The sequence below is a fragment of the Ancylobacter tetraedralis genome (assembly GCF_014195655.1).
GTDB classification, from domain to species: domain Bacteria; phylum Pseudomonadota; class Alphaproteobacteria; order Rhizobiales; family Xanthobacteraceae; genus Ancylobacter; species Ancylobacter tetraedralis.
Window position 1 is genome coordinate 85021 of sequence record NZ_JACICD010000009.1, and the last position, 14943, is coordinate 99963.

The following is a 14943-nucleotide window of genomic DNA, read 5'->3' on the forward strand; positions in this document are numbered from 1 at the left end:
GTCAATACCTGTAGGGTTCGAGGACGAGGTCACGGGTGACCATGACCCGCACTGGGAAGCCGGGCCGGATGGTCAGTGTCGGAGCGACCTGAAGCTGCCGGCGGATGATCGCCTGCCCGGCATCGTTGATGGTGTCCTGCGCGCCACTTTGCAGCGCCTGGATCAGTTCGTCCTCATCATCCATGGCGAGTTCGGCGCTGACGGAGAGGAGCGTCGAGAGCCCGACCGCCTTGGCGAGATCCCACCAATGCATGTCGACGCCGTCCTCGAGGCCGGCATAGCCTTGGCGGTCCGTGCCGGGCTGGCGCTCCAGTACAATGGAGCGGCCATTGGGGAAGATCAGCCGGTTCCAGACCAGCAGGATGCGGCGCTGTCCGAAGCCGACGCCATTGTCGTACTGGCCGAGCAGCCGCGTCCCCTGCGGGATGATCAGGATCCGGCCGGTCGGGCTGTCATAGACGTTCTCGGTCACCTGCGCGGTAATCGGCCCGGGCAAGTCGGAGCGGATGCCGGTGATCAGCGCGGCCGGGATGACGGCGCCCGCCTGCAGCACATAGGGCGATGCCGGTGCCATGACACGGTCGATTGCTACCACGCGCCGATCGACGGCGGCATTGAGGAAAGCAAGCTGGCGATCCTGAGATGAGGACGTGCCTCCTGTTCCTGCCGAGCCAGGGCCGCTGAAGCCGGGAGCACCCGTCACTGACGCCGCCGTCGCGCGACCCGGCGCAGCCTGGAAGAACACGCGGCTGGTGCGCGCGGCTTCCTGTTCGGCAAGACGCCGCTGCTGCTCGGGATCGACCTGTGGCGCTGTCATTGTCGGCGGCACGACGGGCTGGCCGCGGTTTTGTGCCTCAAGGATCGGCCGACCGAGATCGCCGGGCAGTGGCGGACCCAGGATCGGCCCGGTGTAATCGCGCGGCAGGCCGGCAAGGCCATCGGCGGTGGAGCGCTTCTGCGTCGAGTGGAGCTCCTCGCCGCCAGTCCCTTTGACGCGCCCCTGCAGCGCATAGATCAACGCGCCACCAATGCCGAGGCTAACAACCAGCCCGGCACCGGCCAGCACCTTGCGGGAGAGGCGCGTAACGCGCGGCGGCTCGGGACGTAGCCGCATGGCCGCGGCGTGATCGACGGCCGGAGCGCCACGATTCGCTTCGAGGTCATGATTGTCGGGGGTGCTCATGATGCCGGCCTCCCGTTCGTCCGCTCGATCCGCACCTTCTGCGGACGGTCGCCGCCGCCGAGGCGCAGCTCGGCCGCACCGAACAGCCGATCAACGATGAGGATGTTCTGGTGGATGCGGCTATTGACGATCTGCGCTTCGCCATCCCCGCCGATGACGAAGAGCGGCGGCATCTCGCCCTGAATGACCCCGCGCGGGAACTCGACATAGACCTTGCGCCCGTCGTCATAGACGGCCATCGGCCGCCAGGGTGGCGTGTCGCCGGAGAGCGCATAGCGATAGTTGCGGGCAGTGAAGGCCGGAATGACCGGTGCCGCCGGAACACTGGGGCGCTGCGCTCCCGAAGTCTGCGGGTAGGCCCAGGCGACGGCCGGCATGTAGGGCTTCTCGCCGGCGCGCAGCTCGATCATGTAGCTGCGCCGGTCGGTGGTGATGACGAGGTTGGTGGAGATGTCCGCCCGCGTCGGCTTCACCAGCACATGCACGCGCCGGTTCACACCGTCGCCGCTCTCGGTGTCGCCGATGATCCAGCGGGCGGTATCGCCCGCCGCGATCGGCCCGCTGCCGGTCAGGCTCTCGCCCGGCTCCAACGCAATGTTGGTGATCTGGCCGGGCGCGGCATAGACTTGATAGAGCGCGCCCTCGCTCCAGGGATAGATCTGGATGGCGTTGTAATAGCCCTCGCGGCGTGGCTCCACCCGCGCAGCCGCGTTGGCGTTCTCGACGCGGGCAACCGGGGTTTTCGCGTCCGTGCCGCCCTTGGCCGGCGTCCAGGCGGGCGGCGTATGGAGTGGGCGCGGCCGGTCATCCGCAACCACTGTCGGCACCGTCGGCAGCGCCGGCACCTCACTGTCATAGCTGATCTGCGGCGGCTTCGGTGCCGATGCGCAGCCGCCAAGCGCAGTTGCCGAGAACAGGAGAACCGCAAAGGCGGATCGGCGGAAAGCCGGAGATGCAGATTTACGGAAGGTGTTCACTGGCTCATCTCCCGCGACCAGCTGATGGCGTTGACATAGATGCCGAGGGGATTGGTGCGCAGGCGCTCGGGATCGCGCGGCGGCTGGATCACCAAGGTCAGGATCGCGCTCCAGCGCTCGGTGGCTGCAAGCTGGCCGTTCTCGTACCGTCGCTCAACCCAGGCGAGACGGAAGGAGTCGGGCGAGGCCCGGATCACGCTGGAGACCTCGACGGCGATCTGCTGCTTGCCGACCCGCGTGAAGGGATCATTGGCGCGGGCATAGTCGTTGAGCGCGGCGGCGCCGCGATCGGTGGTGAATTCATAGGCCCGAAGCCAGTTCTGCCTGACGATCACGGGATCAGCCGGCAGGCTGCGCACCTGCTCGATGAAGCGGGCAAGATGCCAGGCAATCTGCGGATCGGTTGGGCGATACTCGCCGGTGGCGGGCCCTACGGCCTGTGTCTGGCCGAGGCGATCGACCTCGACCACCCAGGGCACGACAGTGCCCCTCGTCGACTGCCAGATCAGCACTGATGCAAAGCCGGCCGAGAGGAACAGGCTGCCAAAGGCCATCAGCCGCCAGTTCTTGGCCTGCACACGGGCCGAGCCGATGCGCTCGTCCCAGACCTGTGCTGCCTTCTGATAGGGCGTGACGGGTTCGGGCGACGTTCCGTAATGGGTCGCGGGTCGCTTGAAGAGGCTCATGAGCGGTTGCTCTCAGACAGGGAGACGGAAGAGCCGCCGGCATGGCTGTCGCCGGAGCGCACAGCATGGGCGGCGGCGGAGACGCCATGGCGAAGCGACTGGCCGCGCTTCATGCGCTTCGCCCAGTCGGGCACGTCACCGGCCGCGGAAGCCGAGGCCGTGCCGTTGACGGCGTTCGCCAGCGGCGACACGGCGGCGGAGCCTGCGGCCCGCGCGACGCCACCCAGTCCCGAGGCGACACTCGCCATGCCGGACTGTCCGGCCGCACCGATGCTGTAGGCTGTCGCTCCACCTCGCGCCGCAGCCGCCGTCGCCGAGAGCGCGGCCCCACCGCCCCGGAGGGCGAGGCTGGCGGCACCGCCAGTGGCCAGCATGGCGCCACCGGCGGCGATGCCGGTGCCGATAGCGGCCCCGGCGCTCAGCTGCGGGCCGCCAGAAACGAGGCCGGCGGCAATGCCGGGACCAAAGATGCCAAGACCGAGCAAGGACAGCGCGGCCAGCACGATGGCCATCGCATCGTCGATGGTCGGCGTCTGCCCGCCAAAGCCGGCGGTGAACTGACCGAACAGGGTCGAGCCGATGCCGATGATGACGGCGAGCACCATGACCTTGATGCCGGAGGACACGACATTGCCGAGCACCCGCTCGGCCATGAAGGCGGTCTTGCCGAACAGGCCGAAGGGGATCAGCACGAAGCCGGCGAGCGTCGTCAGCTTGAACTCGATCAGGGTGACGAAGAGCTGGACGGCGAGGATGAAGAAGGAGAGCAGCACCAGCGCCCAGGCAAAGAGCAGGCAGGCGATCTGGATGAAGTTCTCGAAGAAGGCGACCCAGCCCATCAAATCGGAGATGGACTCGAGCAGAGGGCGGCCGGCATCAAGCCCGGTCTGCGCCACCTTGCCGGGACGCATGAGGTCGCTGACGGAAAATGCCGTACCCGATCCCTTCAGCCCGAGCCCGGCGAAGCTCTCGAAGACGATGCGGGCGAGAGCGTTCCAGTTGCTGATGATGTAGGCGAAGACGCCGACGAACAGGGTCTTCTTGATGAGCCGGGCGATGACGTCGTCATCCGTGCCCCAGGACCAGAACAGCGCCGCCAGCGTCACGTCGATGACGATGAGCGTGGTGGCGATAAAGGCGACCTCGCCGCCGAGCAGCCCGAAGCCGCTGTCGATATAGGAGGTAAAAACCCCCAGGAAAGTGTCGATGACGCCGGTGCCACCCATCTCAGCGACCTTCATTCGGCGCGGGACGTCCGAGGAACCGGTCCCGCGTCTGCGCCCAGACCTTCAGGCACACGGTGTCCTGCGCGGCGGCCTCTCCCAATTGCTGGCAGCGCCGCTGCTCATCTCGCAGAGGATCGCGCGCGGCCTCGACCGTCCAAATGGGTGAAGGCTCCGGCGCCTTCTCCTCCCGGCTCATCTCCACGACCGCCGCCGTGCAGGCGATGGCCACGAAGATCACCGCGCCGAGCCGAGCCAGCAGGGCTCCGTCCATGTCGGCCTCCCTCAGTTGCTGAACATGCGAGCATTGCCGGCCTGATAGCCGGCGCCTGGGGTGAGGAAGCGTCGGCGCTGCTCGCGGCCCTGCTCGGCGGCGGTCGCGCGTTCCGCCTCGGAGAGCGCCGTGGCGCGCCCATTGGCGGACATCACCGCGATCAGGTCGGAGAGCTGTTGCGATTGCAAAGCGAGCAACTGGTTGCCGGCCTGCGTGGCCTGAAGGGTGCCCGTGGCACCCTGGCTCTGGCCGACGAGGGTCGCCATCTCGGCCTTGTTGGCGTCGACATTGCCGACGACGCCGGCCTGCACCCGCAGCGCGTCCTGCAGGCCCCCGACCGTGGTCTGCCAGCGCGAGCGCGCACCGGCGACGAGATCGGCATCGGAGGCCGAGAGCGGGATGTTGCCGTAGCGCTGCTGGAAGGCCTGGTCGATCTGGCCGACATCGAAGGCGATGCTCTGCGCCTGTCCGAGCAGCTGCTGGGTGCGCTGGACCGATTGCTGGATCTGCTGCAGCGAGGAGTGCGGCAGGCTAGCGAGATTGCGCGCCTGGTTGATCAGCATCTGCGCTTCGTTTTGCAGCGAGGTGATCTGGTTGTTGATCTGCTCCAGCGCGCGGGCGGCCGACATCATGTTCTGCGCGTAGTTCCAGGGGTCATAGACCGTTAGAGCCTGTGCAGGGAGGCACAGCACGGGTGCCAGGCCGAGCGGCACGGATAGGAGCGCGACGGCGACGGTGAGCGCGCGGGGACGGGACAGCGTCATGGCTGCGTCTCCAGATTGGTGAGGTTGGGAATGAGGTCGGCGGCCCAGCCGAGGCCGCGATAACGCAGCCAGGCGTCCAGAAAGCCGTCGCGGCCATGCGCGGCTAAGAGATTGCCGATGGCCTGCTGGTCGGTCTTGGAGGACGCGGCGCACAGCGCCAGCGCGACCTCGCTGAGGCCGAGCTCGAACAGCCGGTTGCCGCGCCGCGACTGGCAGTAATAGTCCCGCTTCGGCATCGCCCGCGCGAGGATCTCGATCTGCCGGTCGTTCAGGCCGAAGCGGCGATAGATGGCGGTGATCTGCGGCTCGATGGCCCGCTCATTGGGGAGCAGAAGACGGGTCGGGCAGCTCTCGATGATGGCTGGGGCAATGGCGCTGCCATCGATGTCGGAGAGCGACTGCGTGGCGAAGATGACGGAGGCGTTCTTCTTGCGCAGGGTCTTCAGCCATTCCCGCAGCTGGCCGGCGAAGGCCTCATCGTCCAGCGCCAGCCAGCCTTCATCGATGATGATCAGGGTCGGGGATCCGTCGAGCCGGTCCTCGATCCGGTGGAACAGATAGGCCAGCACGGCGGGCGCGGCCTCCGTCCCGATCAATCCCTCGGTCTCGAAGGCCTGGACGCTGGCCGCGCCCAGATGCTCGGTCTCGGCGTCGAGCAGCCGGCCCCAGGCGCCGCCCAGGCAATAGGGACGCAGTGCCTGCTTGAGGTCGTTGGACGCTAAGAGGACGCAAAGTCCGGTGAGGGTGCGTTCCTCGACCGGCGCCGAGGCGAGCGAGGTCAACGCCGTCCAGATGTGCTCCTTCACCTGCGGCGTGATGGTGACGCCTTCACGGGTGAGGATGGCGACAATCCAGTCGGCGGCCCAGGCGCGCTCGGCAGTCTCACCGATGCGCGCAAGCGGCTGGAGCGAAACGCTATCCGCGCTCCCCTCGCTAAGGCCGCCGCCGAGATCGTGCCAGTCCGCTCCACAAGCGAGCGCCGCGGCCCGGATCGAGCCACCGAAATCGAAGGCGAAGACCTGTGAGCCCGCATAGCGGCGGAACTGCAGCGCCATCAGCGCCAGCAGCACGGACTTGCCCGCGCCCGTAGGCCCGACGATGAGGGTGTGGCCGACATCGCCGACATGGAGGCAGAACCGGAACGGGGTCGAGCCCTCGGTCTTCCCGAACAGCTGCGGCGGTGCATCGAAATGCGCGTCGCGCTCTTCACCGGCCCACACCGCCGAGAGCGGGATCATATGGGCGAGGTTCAGCGTCGAGATCGGCGGCTGGCGGACATTGGCATAGACGTGGCCGGGCAAGCTGCCGAGCCAGGCATCGACGGCGTTGATGGTCTCGGTCATCGCCGTGAAATCTCGGCCCTGGATGACCTTCTCGACCCGCCGCAGTTTCTCGTCGGCGATGCGGGGATCGGCGTCCCACACCGTCACCGCCGCGGTGACATAGGCGACGCCGGCGTGATCCGCGCCGAGCTCCTGCAGCGCAAGGTCGGCGTCTTCCGCCTTGTTGGCGGCATCCGAGTCCACGAGCACGGAGGCCTCGTTGGTCATCACCTCCTTCAGGATGGCGGCGATGGATTTGCGCTTGGCGAACCACTGGCGGCGGATCCTGGTGAGCAGCCGGACCGCATCCGTCTTGTCGAGCAGGATCGCCCGGGTCGACCAGCGATAGGGAAAGGCCAGCCGGTTCAGCTCATCAAGCAGGCCTGGCGTCGTCACCGTGGGAAAGCCGGTGATGGTCAGGACCCGCAGATGCTGGTCGCCGAGGCGCGGCTCCAGCCCGCCCGTGAGAGACTGATCGGCGAGCAGCGCGTCGAGATAGATCGGCGTCTCCGGCACGCGGACACGGTGCCGATGCGTCGAGACGCAGCCATGCAGGTAGGTCAGCGTTTCGCCGTCATCGAGCCAGCGGCATTCCGGCATGAAGGCGTCGATGAGGTTGAGGAGCCGATCGGTTCGGTCGGCGAAACCCCGCAACGTCTCACGGGGATCGAGCCCCAACTTGTCCCGCCCTTCATAAAGCCAGCCTTCGGTGCGCGCGGCATCCTCGGCAGGCGGCAGATAAGTGAAGGTCAGGAAGTAGCTCGACTCGAAATGGCTGCCGGCCTCTTCGAAATCGGCCCTCCGCTCGGCATCAACCAAAGCGGAGGCGGCATCGGGAAACAGGCTCGCGGGATAGCTTGCCGCCGAATGGCGCTGCGCCTCCACAAAGATCGCCCATCCCGAGCCAAGGCGACGAAAGGCGTTGTTCAGCCGCCCGGCAACCGCGACCAGCTCGGCTGGCACGGCGCTATCGAGATCCGGCCCGCGAAAGCGCGCAGTGCGCTGAAACGAGCCGTCCTTGTTCAGCACGATGCCCGGCCCGACCAGTGCCGCCCAGGGTACGAAATCGGCAAGGCGGCGGTTGCGGCTGCGATACTCAGTGAGGTTCATCATCGGCGCGCCTCGCTCAGACGACCAGATGCGCGGGGATGCGCAGATGCCGGCGCACCACCTCGACGAAAAGCGGATCACGCTTCGCCGCCCACATCGCTGCGACATGGCCGATCACCCCGATAGCGAGGCCGACCAGCCAGAGACGCAGGCCAAGGCCAACGGCCCCGGCAAGCGTGCCATTGACGATGGCGATGGCACGTGGCGCGCCGCCGAGCAGGATCGGCTCGGTGAGCGCCCGGTGGACCGGCACGCTGAGGCCGGGGACGTCGATCGGCTCCGCCATCAGACGAGCGCTCCGCCGCCGAAGGAGAAGAACGACAGGAAGAAGCTCGAGGCGGCAAAGGCGATCGACAGGCCGAAGACGATCTGGATCAGCCGCCGGAAGCCACCCGACGTGTCGCCGAAGGCCAGCGCGAGGCCGGTCGAGATGATGACGATGACGGCGATGATCTTGGCGACTGGCCCCTCGATCGACTGGAGGATGGATTGCAGCGGCGCCTCCCATGGCATGGAGGAACCGGAGGCATGAGCGCTGGCTGTGACCATCAGGCTGATGCAGGTGGCAGACACGGCCAGCCGGGCGGCGCGACGGGCGCGATGGAGCGATCGGATCATGTGGGATCTCCGGTGAGAACAGGGGTGACGCGGTAGTCGCCATTGGGGCCGAGGCCCTCGACACGGGCGAGTTCGGTGAGCCGGCGCGCCGCGCCGCGCCCCGAGAGCACGGCCACCAGATTGATGGTCTCGGCGATCAGAGCGCGCGGGACGGTGACCACGGCTTCCTGGATGAGCTGCTCCATGCGCCGCAGGGCCCCGAGCGCGCTACCAGCATGGAGGGTGCCGATGCCGCCCGGATGGCCAGTGCCCCAGGCCTTCAACAGGTCGAGCGCTTCCGCGCCGCGCACCTCGCCGATGGGGATACGGTCGGGACGCAGCCGCAGCGCCGAACGGACAAGGTCGGACAGCGAGGCGACGCTGTCCCTGGTGCGCAGGGCGACGAGGTTCGGCGCTGCGCATTGCAGCTCGCGCGTATCCTCGATGAGAACTACGCGATCGGAGGTCTTCGCGACCTCGGCGAGGAGCGCGTTGGTCAGTGTGGTCTTGCCCGTCGAGGTGCCGCCGGCCACGAGGATATTGGCGCGAGAGGCGACGCCCTGGCGCAGTGCGTCGGCTTGTCCGGCGGACATGATCCCGGCGCGGACATAGTCCTCTAGGGTGAACACCGCGACGGCGGGCTTGCGGATGGCGAATGTCGGCGCCGCGACGACGGGGGGCAGCAGGCCCTCGAACCGCTCTCCCGTCTCGGGCAGTTCGGCCGAGACGCGCGGTGCCCCCGCATGCACCTCAGCGCCGACATGATGCGCGACGAGGCGAACGATGCGTTCGCCGTCAGCGGGCGGCAGATTCTCGCCTGTGTCGCCCAACCCTTCCGAGACACGGTCGATCCACAGCCGCCCGTCCGGGTTCAACATCACCTCGACGACAGCCGGGTCTTCGAGATGCCGAGCGATCGCCGGACCCAGCGCCGTGCGCAGCATCCGCGCGCCACGAGCAAAACCCCGATGATGATGTGATGCCGCCATGCGAACCCCGACGTGCCGGGGTCATGACGATCTCATCCCGGGTGGGGATGATTAAAAGAGCCCTATATTGGGTCGGTTCAACAGGATTCCATCCGCGTCGCAGCGTGGCGTGCAATTACAGGTCGGCGGCGAAGTTGCGCCAGAAGCAGAAGTTCGTTGCGACGACAACGAATAGCCGGTTTGGGCCGGCAGCGGTATGGAAGGTTTTGGATTCCGACCGGCCAAAGCTGACATTGCCCTATGCCGCGCCCTCCTGATCTGATCCCCGAAAACTGGACCGTTTGAAGCTGGAGTTTTTCGCGCCAAAATCCCTTGGCTGGGAGGAGCGGAAGACGATGAAGGCATCGAAATTTTCGGACGCGCAGAAGGCGTTCATCCTGAAGCAGGGAGCGGACGGCGTGCCGGTGGCGGACGTCTGCCGGCGGGCCGGGATCAGCCAGGCGACCTACTTCAGCTGGAAGAAGAAATATGAGGGGCTCGCCCCGCTCGAGATGCGTCGGCTGAAGCAGCTCGAAGACGAGAACACGAGGCTGAAAAGCTCGTCGCGGACCTCTCGCTGGACCGGGAGATGCTGCAGGATCATCCGGCCTAAAATCGATCCACCGGATCGATTTCTTAACGGCCTCCTATCCGCCGAAAAATCTGAGGCCTGGTCGCAAGCGCGAGCTCGTCGGCATGATGTGTGGCGAGTGGCAGGTGTCGATCCGCCGGGCCTGTGCGGCCCTGGAGTTCGATCGGTCCACCTACCAATACAGATCCTGCCGACCCGACCAGGCCCCATTGGCGGCCCGCATCAAGACGTCTGTGAAGCCCGTGTCCGCTATGGCTACAGACGCGTTCAGGTGCTGCTGCGCCGGGAGGGCTGAGCATGGTGCCGATGAAACGGACGCCGATCAGGCGGCGCCGTCGGGTGAAGAACATGCGGAAGTCATCGAATTTGTGGAGGAACTGGGGGAACAAGGGGTACAAAGCTGATTCATCAAGGGAAATTCTGTTCCCCATGAAACTTCGCAGTGGGGAACGTGGGGAACAGGTCTTTGCCCAAGCGGGTTGGCGTTCGGTGGTGGTCGGACGAGCAAGGCTTGAAGTCGGTTGCGCGCCGGTGGCCCAAACCGGTGCCGGGCAACCGCCCTGTGTAACAGGCGTGCAGATAACTTCGATGTGGCGCTCGGCATAAGCTGGTGAACCATCAGGAGGCTCCCACTCCGGATCCCCCCTACAGGCCGCGTCACAGGCGAGGAGGAGAGCTGAGTCCTCTTGCAAGTCGCGCGGACTCCATCATCCAAGTCGCGCGGACTCCATCATCGCTGCAGAAACTGGAGGACCGCCCTTCAACGGGCGCTGACAACCCCGCGGCACGGTTCCGGATCGGCGGATGTTTTGCCCTCCGTCGCCGGTATGACTCCCCAGCCGCCCGCCCGGGCCTCGAATCTCCATAGCACCGCATCGACCTTGAACGTCGCGAATGTTGACCGCGGTTTCCTCCCCCTGGAGGTTTTCCTATCCAGTGACTTGCCGGTGCTCAACCCGCTCGCCGGCCGGTGGAGATCGTTCTTAACGCGCCGCCTTGAAGGAGGCCGCCAGCATCGCCGCTTGAACCTTCGCAGCGTCTAGCGGCAGTGCGCGCAGTCGCGCGCCAGTGACGTCGCGGATCGCATTGGCGAGCGCGGCTCCGGTGGGGCCCTGCGCGGCTTCCCCCGAGCCGAGGAAAGGCAGGCCGGGCCGGTCGATGACGTGCACCTCGACGGCACGCGGCACATGGGCGAAGCGCAGGATGGGATAGGCCGCCCAATCGACCGAGGTGACGCGCCGACGGTCGAAGCGCACGCCTTCGAACAGCGTCCAGCTCGCCGCCTGCACGATGCCGCCCTCGATCTGGTTGCGCACGCCGTCCGGATTGACGACCTGCCCGGTGTCGACGGCGGCGACCGCCCGCAGGATGACGGTTCGGCCGGTATCCTGGTCGATGGCGATTTCCAGCGCGACCGCGCAATAGGCTTCGAGGTTCTTGTAGCGCGCGAAGCCGAAGCCGTAGCCGCTCCCGGCCGGTGGGCGCGGCCGTTCCTTCCAGCCGAAGCGTTCGGCCGTGGTGGTGATCACCGCAATCGCCCGTTCGTCCTTGAGATGACGCAGCCGGAAATTCACCGGGTCCTGCCCCGCCAGCCGGGCGAGGTCATCCATGGTGCTCTCGATGGCGAAGACGTTGAGATAACCGCCGAGCGAGCGCATCGACGAGCCTCGCAGCGGCATCTCAGGCAGGAAATGGTTCACCGCGCGCGCATTCGGCAGCACGTAGAGCGGGATGGCATTGCGGTCGCCACCGCCTTCCGGCATGGGCAGATCGACGGGTGGCGGCGGCGGAAACGGATGGGCGATGTCGCGCGCGGCGAGAAGCGTGCCCGGTGGCCCCGGCCGCATCATGTGCGACTGGCTCCACACCTCGTGCTGCCAGGCTGCAATCGAGCCATCCGGTCCCAAGGTGGCCCGGATATGAGCGGCCATGCCGGGGCCGAAGGGCTCCCAGGCATGTTCCTGCTCACGCATCCACTGGACGCGCACGGGGCGGCCGGGCAAGGCGCGAGCCAGCATTGCCGCATCGGCACCCGCGTCGTCCGCGCCATTCTGTCCGTAGCAACCGGCTCCCTCGACATGGATGCAGCGGACCTTTTCCTGCGGCATGCCGAACAGCGTCGCCAGCGCATTACGCAGCGGATAGACACCCTGTGTATGGGTCCAGACGGTCAGGGCGTCGTCGTCCGCGTGCGCAATGGCGCAGGACGGGCCGATCGAGCCATGTGCAAGATAGGGGCGGCTGAAGAGAGCGTTGATAGCGTAGGACGGCACATCCGGCTGGCCGACATCGAGGATGGTCTGGTCGCGGGATGGCAGCGCCATCAGCGCTTCCGGCAGCCGCGCTTCGTCCGGAAGCTGCGCCGTCTCCTCCCATTGTGCGCGCGCTGCGAGACGACGCATGGCCTGGATCGCGGTCCATTCCTTGTCGGCGATGACGCCGAGGAACGAGCCGTCGCGTACCACCTTGATCACGCCCGGCATCGCCTCGACCGGCCCGGCATCCACGGACAGCAGCAGCGCCCCGTAGCTCGGCGGGCGGACGATGCGGCCGTGCACCATGCCCGGCAGGCGCATGTCCTGCACATAGGCGGCGCCTCCCGTGACCTTGGCGGGAATGTCGACCCGCGGCACGGGGCGGTCCATCACCGTGAAGTCCCTGGGATCGGTAAGGATCGACGTCGGCTGGGCGTCGACATGCAGCAGCTGATCGGAAACCAGCTGGCCATAGCCGTAACGCACCCCGTCCGGCCCGGTAACGACGCCGGCCCGTGCCGTGAGGCGATCGATGCCGACACCAGCCCGGCGCGCGGCCTCGCCGATGAGTATTTCGCGCACCTGCGCCGCGGCGTTGCGGATGGCGGTGCCCGACTCCTGCACGGAGTGGCTGGCCGCCGTGTAGCCTTCGTTCGGCGTGCGGCCGGTGTCGGCCGTCACCAGAGTCAGGCGCGGCAAGGGCAGCTTCAGTTCCTCCGCAGCCACCTGAAGCAGCGCGGTCTTGATGCCCTGCCCGAGTTCGGCCTTGCCCGTGAAGATCGTGGCATTGCCGCCCGCGTCGATGCCGATCCAGGCATCGAGCAGCGGCGTGGAATCGAGGCTGCCCGGCAGTCCGCGCAGCGCGGTCTCGCTGGCGCCGGTCTCGGTCAGCGCGAAGGCATGGCGCGACAGGCTGAAGGCCAGAACCAGCGCGCCGGTGCCGCGCAGCACATCGCGGCGGGAGATCGCGTGGCTCATCGCCCGGCCTCCGACGCCCGCGCCATGTTTTGCGCTGCGCGCCTGACCGCGCGGACGATGCGCATATGCGTGCCGCAACGGCAGAGCTGCGGTTCGAGCGCGGTGAGGATGTCGTCGTCGCCGGGATGGGGGATGCGCTCCAGCAGAGCCTGCGCCCGCATGATCATGCCGGCGATGCAGTAGCCGCACTGCGCCGTCTGCTCCTCGATGAAGGCGGCCTGCAGCGGCCCCGGCGCCTCTGCGGTGCCCAGCCCCTCAAGGGTGCGGATGTCGCGCCCCTCCAGCAGCATCACCGGCGTGATGCAGGAAAATACCGGCTCGCCGTCGACGAGCACCGCGCAGGCGCCGCACTGGCCAAGCCCGCAGCCGAATTTGGCGCCGTTCAGCTCCAACTCGTCGCGCAGCACATAGAGCAGCGGCGTGTCGGGTGTGGAGCTGACGGTCCGACCGATGCCGTTGACGGTGAGCGTGGTCATCGGGCGGCTCCCGCTTTGGTGGAGGGCGCAGCGGCACGGCGGGCCGCGGCGATGGCGTCCGGAAGTTCCGGCCAGGCCGGCTTGCTGGCCACGTCCTGCCGGAGATAGCCGAGGAGGGCCGTCATCGCCGCGTCGTTCATGGATGCAGCGAAGTTCGGCATGATCGGAGCGACGTGTCCGTCGCTGGCCGGGACGCCCAGAAGAATGATGTTCAGGAGATTCCGCGGCGCTTCCGCAGCAAGCGTGGTCGAGAGCGCGAGGTCGACACCGCCCAGCGGCAGCGAGCGATGGCTGTCGTGGCAGGAGGCGCAGGCCGCGGCGAACACAAGCCGGCCTTCCGACTCTCCCGCCGCCGGCGCGGAAACCGCCGCCTGCCACCCCGCCGACTGCGGCCGCTGGCCGGAGGCATCGGGCGGCGCGGCCGTCGCTTGCGGGGAGATTCCGTCCGGTGCGCCGAGCGAGGCGAGATAGTGCGCCATCGCGGCGACATCGTCCGCCGGCGCGTCGGCAAGGTTCTCGACCACCGGCTGCATGGGGCCGAGCGCCACGCCGTGATCGGCCTGCCAGCCCTGCCGCAGATACTGGTTCAGCGCCGCTTCCGTCCACGGGATTCGCGCCGCCGAATGCCGACCGAGCGGGAAGGCCGTCCAGCCTTCGGCCTCGCCGCCGGCAAACTCCTCCGAGCGGATCTCCGCGCCCATCAAATTGCGCGGTGTGTGGCAGGCGCCGCAATGGGCAAGACCTTCCACGAGGTAGCGGCCGCGATTCCACGCCGCGTCGCGCGCGGGGGCGGGAGCATAGGGTTCGGGATGAAAGAACAGCAGTTTCCAGCCAGCAAGCACGAGGCGGATATTGATCGGGAACGGCAGCTCGTTCGGCGGCGCCTCCGCAACGACCGGATCGCGCGACATGAGGAACGCGTAGAGCGCCTTCAGGTCCTCATCGGTGGTCAGGCTGAAATGATCGTAGGGGAAGGCCGGGTAGAGATGCCGCCCCTCGCGATCCAACCCTTCGCGCATGGCGCGGCTGAAGGCTTCGAGCGACCATAGCCCGATGCCGGTTTGTGGATCGGGCGTGATGTTGGTCGAGTAGATCGTGCCGAACGGCGTCGGCATCGCCAACCCACCCGCAAGGGTCTTGCCTCCGGGGGCAGTGTGACAGGTGCGGCAGTCGCCGATCAGCGCGAGGGTGGCGCCGCGCTCGATGCTGGCGCGGTCGAAGGACGACGCGGCCGGCGGATTGATCGGCGCAATCGCGCCGTGCCAAGCGTAAACCAGAGCGGCAGCAAGAGCCGCGACGGACAACAGTACTAATATGAAAACTACGCGTCTTATTGCCATCCGTGACCTCTCCGGCGCGGAGGTTATATTTTGTTAGGGCGACTTCTTTCGAGAACGCACAGATTCCTTCGCTGTGATCAGAACTTCCGACAAGGCGAAAGGGACGCCAGTGGGTCCGTTTGTGTTCGTCGATACGGCCGAGAGTGACGTGCTCCCCGTCATTGCGGCCACTGATAGGTTTGGTCCCCTCATCAGGAG

General features: G+C 67.2%; 13 protein-coding genes and 1 pseudogene. 1 reads left to right on the forward strand and 13 read right to left on the reverse strand.

All coding sequences use genetic code 11. The annotated features are described in order from the left end of the window. Position 1: 1 nt before the first annotated feature. From FHS55_RS19470 to trbB, 10 genes are read right to left on the reverse strand one after another with little or no spacing between them, the layout of a single operon-like run. Entirely contained in the window at positions 2-1183 is a 1182-nt protein-coding gene (locus FHS55_RS19470; protein ID WP_183191454.1) for a TraB/TrbI/VirB10 family type IV secretion system protein, read from the reverse strand. Continuing rightward, positions 1180-2160: a P-type conjugative transfer protein TrbG gene (gene trbG, locus FHS55_RS19475; RefSeq protein WP_183191455.1), complete on the reverse strand. Its 981-nt coding sequence runs from the start codon at positions 2158-2160 to the stop codon at positions 1180-1182. Before trbG ends, FHS55_RS19470 begins: the two co-directional genes overlap by 4 nt. After that, entirely contained in the window at positions 2157-2846 is a 690-nt protein-coding gene (gene trbF / locus FHS55_RS19480; protein WP_183191456.1) for a conjugal transfer protein TrbF, read from the reverse strand. Before trbF ends, trbG begins: the two co-directional genes overlap by 4 nt. Further along, entirely contained in the window at positions 2843-4072 is a 1230-nt protein-coding gene (trbL, locus tag FHS55_RS19485; RefSeq protein WP_183191488.1) for a P-type conjugative transfer protein TrbL, read from the reverse strand. Before trbL ends, trbF begins: the two co-directional genes overlap by 4 nt. A 1-nt stretch (position 4073) precedes the next feature. Then, positions 4074-4343, reverse strand: coding sequence for a putative entry exclusion protein TrbK-alt (gene trbK-alt, locus FHS55_RS19490; RefSeq protein WP_183191457.1), 270 nt, complete (start codon positions 4341-4343; stop codon positions 4074-4076). An 11-nt stretch (positions 4344-4354) separates the two neighbouring features. Further along, on the reverse strand, positions 4355-5107 hold the full coding sequence (gene trbJ / locus FHS55_RS19495; protein ID WP_183191458.1) for a P-type conjugative transfer protein TrbJ: 753 nt from the start codon (positions 5105-5107) through the stop codon (positions 4355-4357). Then, positions 5104-7542 (reverse strand): conjugal transfer protein TrbE, encoded by a 2439-nt coding sequence (gene trbE / locus FHS55_RS19500; protein WP_183191459.1) that lies wholly within the window; start codon positions 7540-7542, stop codon positions 5104-5106. Before trbE ends, trbJ begins: the two co-directional genes overlap by 4 nt. 13 nt (positions 7543-7555) lie before the next feature. Beyond that, on the reverse strand, positions 7556-7825 hold the full coding sequence (locus tag FHS55_RS19505; RefSeq protein WP_183191460.1) for a VirB3 family type IV secretion system protein: 270 nt from the start codon (positions 7823-7825) through the stop codon (positions 7556-7558). Further along, positions 7825-8157, reverse strand: a complete 333-nt coding sequence (locus FHS55_RS19510; protein WP_183191461.1) for a TrbC/VirB2 family type IV secretion system protein — start codon at positions 8155-8157, stop codon at positions 7825-7827. The genes FHS55_RS19505 and FHS55_RS19510 overlap by 1 nt, the downstream gene beginning before the upstream one ends. Then, the gene (gene trbB, locus FHS55_RS19515; RefSeq protein ID WP_183191462.1) at positions 8154-9125 is read right to left on the reverse strand and encodes a P-type conjugative transfer ATPase TrbB; all 972 of its coding nucleotides are present in this window, start codon (positions 9123-9125) and stop codon (positions 8154-8156) included. The genes FHS55_RS19510 and trbB overlap by 4 nt, the downstream gene beginning before the upstream one ends. Positions 9126-9460: 335 nt before the next feature. On the opposite strand from trbB, the pseudogene FHS55_RS19520 reads away from it, so the two are divergent. Next, a pseudogene (locus FHS55_RS19520) lies at positions 9461-9988 on the forward strand (transposase); the annotation flags it as partial. Positions 9989-10679: 691 nt separating this feature from the next. On the opposite strand, the gene FHS55_RS19525 reads toward FHS55_RS19520, so the two are convergent. Genes FHS55_RS19525 through FHS55_RS19535 form a run of 3 tightly spaced genes read right to left on the reverse strand, consistent with a single transcriptional unit; the run spans position 10680 to position 14745 of the window. Beyond that, positions 10680-12929, reverse strand: coding sequence for a xanthine dehydrogenase family protein molybdopterin-binding subunit (locus FHS55_RS19525; RefSeq protein ID WP_183191463.1), 2250 nt, complete (start codon positions 12927-12929; stop codon positions 10680-10682). After that, positions 12926-13405 carry a (2Fe-2S)-binding protein gene (locus tag FHS55_RS19530; protein WP_183191464.1) on the reverse strand — a complete coding sequence of 160 codons (480 nt, stop codon included), beginning with the start codon at positions 13403-13405 and terminating at the stop codon, positions 12926-12928. Before FHS55_RS19530 ends, FHS55_RS19525 begins: the two co-directional genes overlap by 4 nt. Beyond that, the gene (locus FHS55_RS19535) at positions 13402-14745 is read right to left on the reverse strand and encodes a c-type cytochrome (RefSeq protein WP_183191465.1); all 1344 of its coding nucleotides are present in this window, start codon (positions 14743-14745) and stop codon (positions 13402-13404) included. The genes FHS55_RS19530 and FHS55_RS19535 overlap by 4 nt, the downstream gene beginning before the upstream one ends. Between the last annotated feature and the right edge of the window lie 198 nt (positions 14746-14943).

Bases quoted from the DNA above. Each gene is read 5' to 3' on its own strand.
- FHS55_RS19470 (WP_183191454.1), bottom strand. From the start codon at position 1,183: ATGAGCACCCCCGACAATCATGACCTCGAAGCGAATCGTGGCGCTCCG.
- trbF (WP_183191456.1), bottom strand. From the start codon at position 2,846: ATGAGCCTCTTCAAGCGACCCGCGACCCATTACGGAACGTCGCCCGAA.
- trbL (WP_183191488.1), bottom strand. From the start codon at position 4,072: ATGGGTGGCACCGGCGTCATCGACACTTTCCTGGGGGTTTTTACCTCC.
- trbK-alt (WP_183191457.1), bottom strand. From the start codon at position 4,343: ATGGACGGAGCCCTGCTGGCTCGGCTCGGCGCGGTGATCTTCGTGGCC.
- trbJ (WP_183191458.1), bottom strand. From the start codon at position 5,107: ATGACGCTGTCCCGTCCCCGCGCGCTCACCGTCGCCGTCGCGCTCCTA.
- trbE (WP_183191459.1), bottom strand. From the start codon at position 7,542: ATGATGAACCTCACTGAGTATCGCAGCCGCAACCGCCGCCTTGCCGAT.
- FHS55_RS19505 (WP_183191460.1), bottom strand. From the start codon at position 7,825: ATGGCGGAGCCGATCGACGTCCCCGGCCTCAGCGTGCCGGTCCACCGG.
- FHS55_RS19510 (WP_183191461.1), bottom strand. From the start codon at position 8,157: ATGATCCGATCGCTCCATCGCGCCCGTCGCGCCGCCCGGCTGGCCGTG.
- trbB (WP_183191462.1), bottom strand. From the start codon at position 9,125: ATGGCGGCATCACATCATCATCGGGGTTTTGCTCGTGGCGCGCGGATG.
- FHS55_RS19525 (WP_183191463.1), bottom strand. From the start codon at position 12,929: ATGAGCCACGCGATCTCCCGCCGCGATGTGCTGCGCGGCACCGGCGCG.
- FHS55_RS19530 (WP_183191464.1), bottom strand. From the start codon at position 13,405: ATGACCACGCTCACCGTCAACGGCATCGGTCGGACCGTCAGCTCCACA.
- FHS55_RS19535 (WP_183191465.1), bottom strand. From the start codon at position 14,745: ATGGCAATAAGACGCGTAGTTTTCATATTAGTACTGTTGTCCGTCGCG.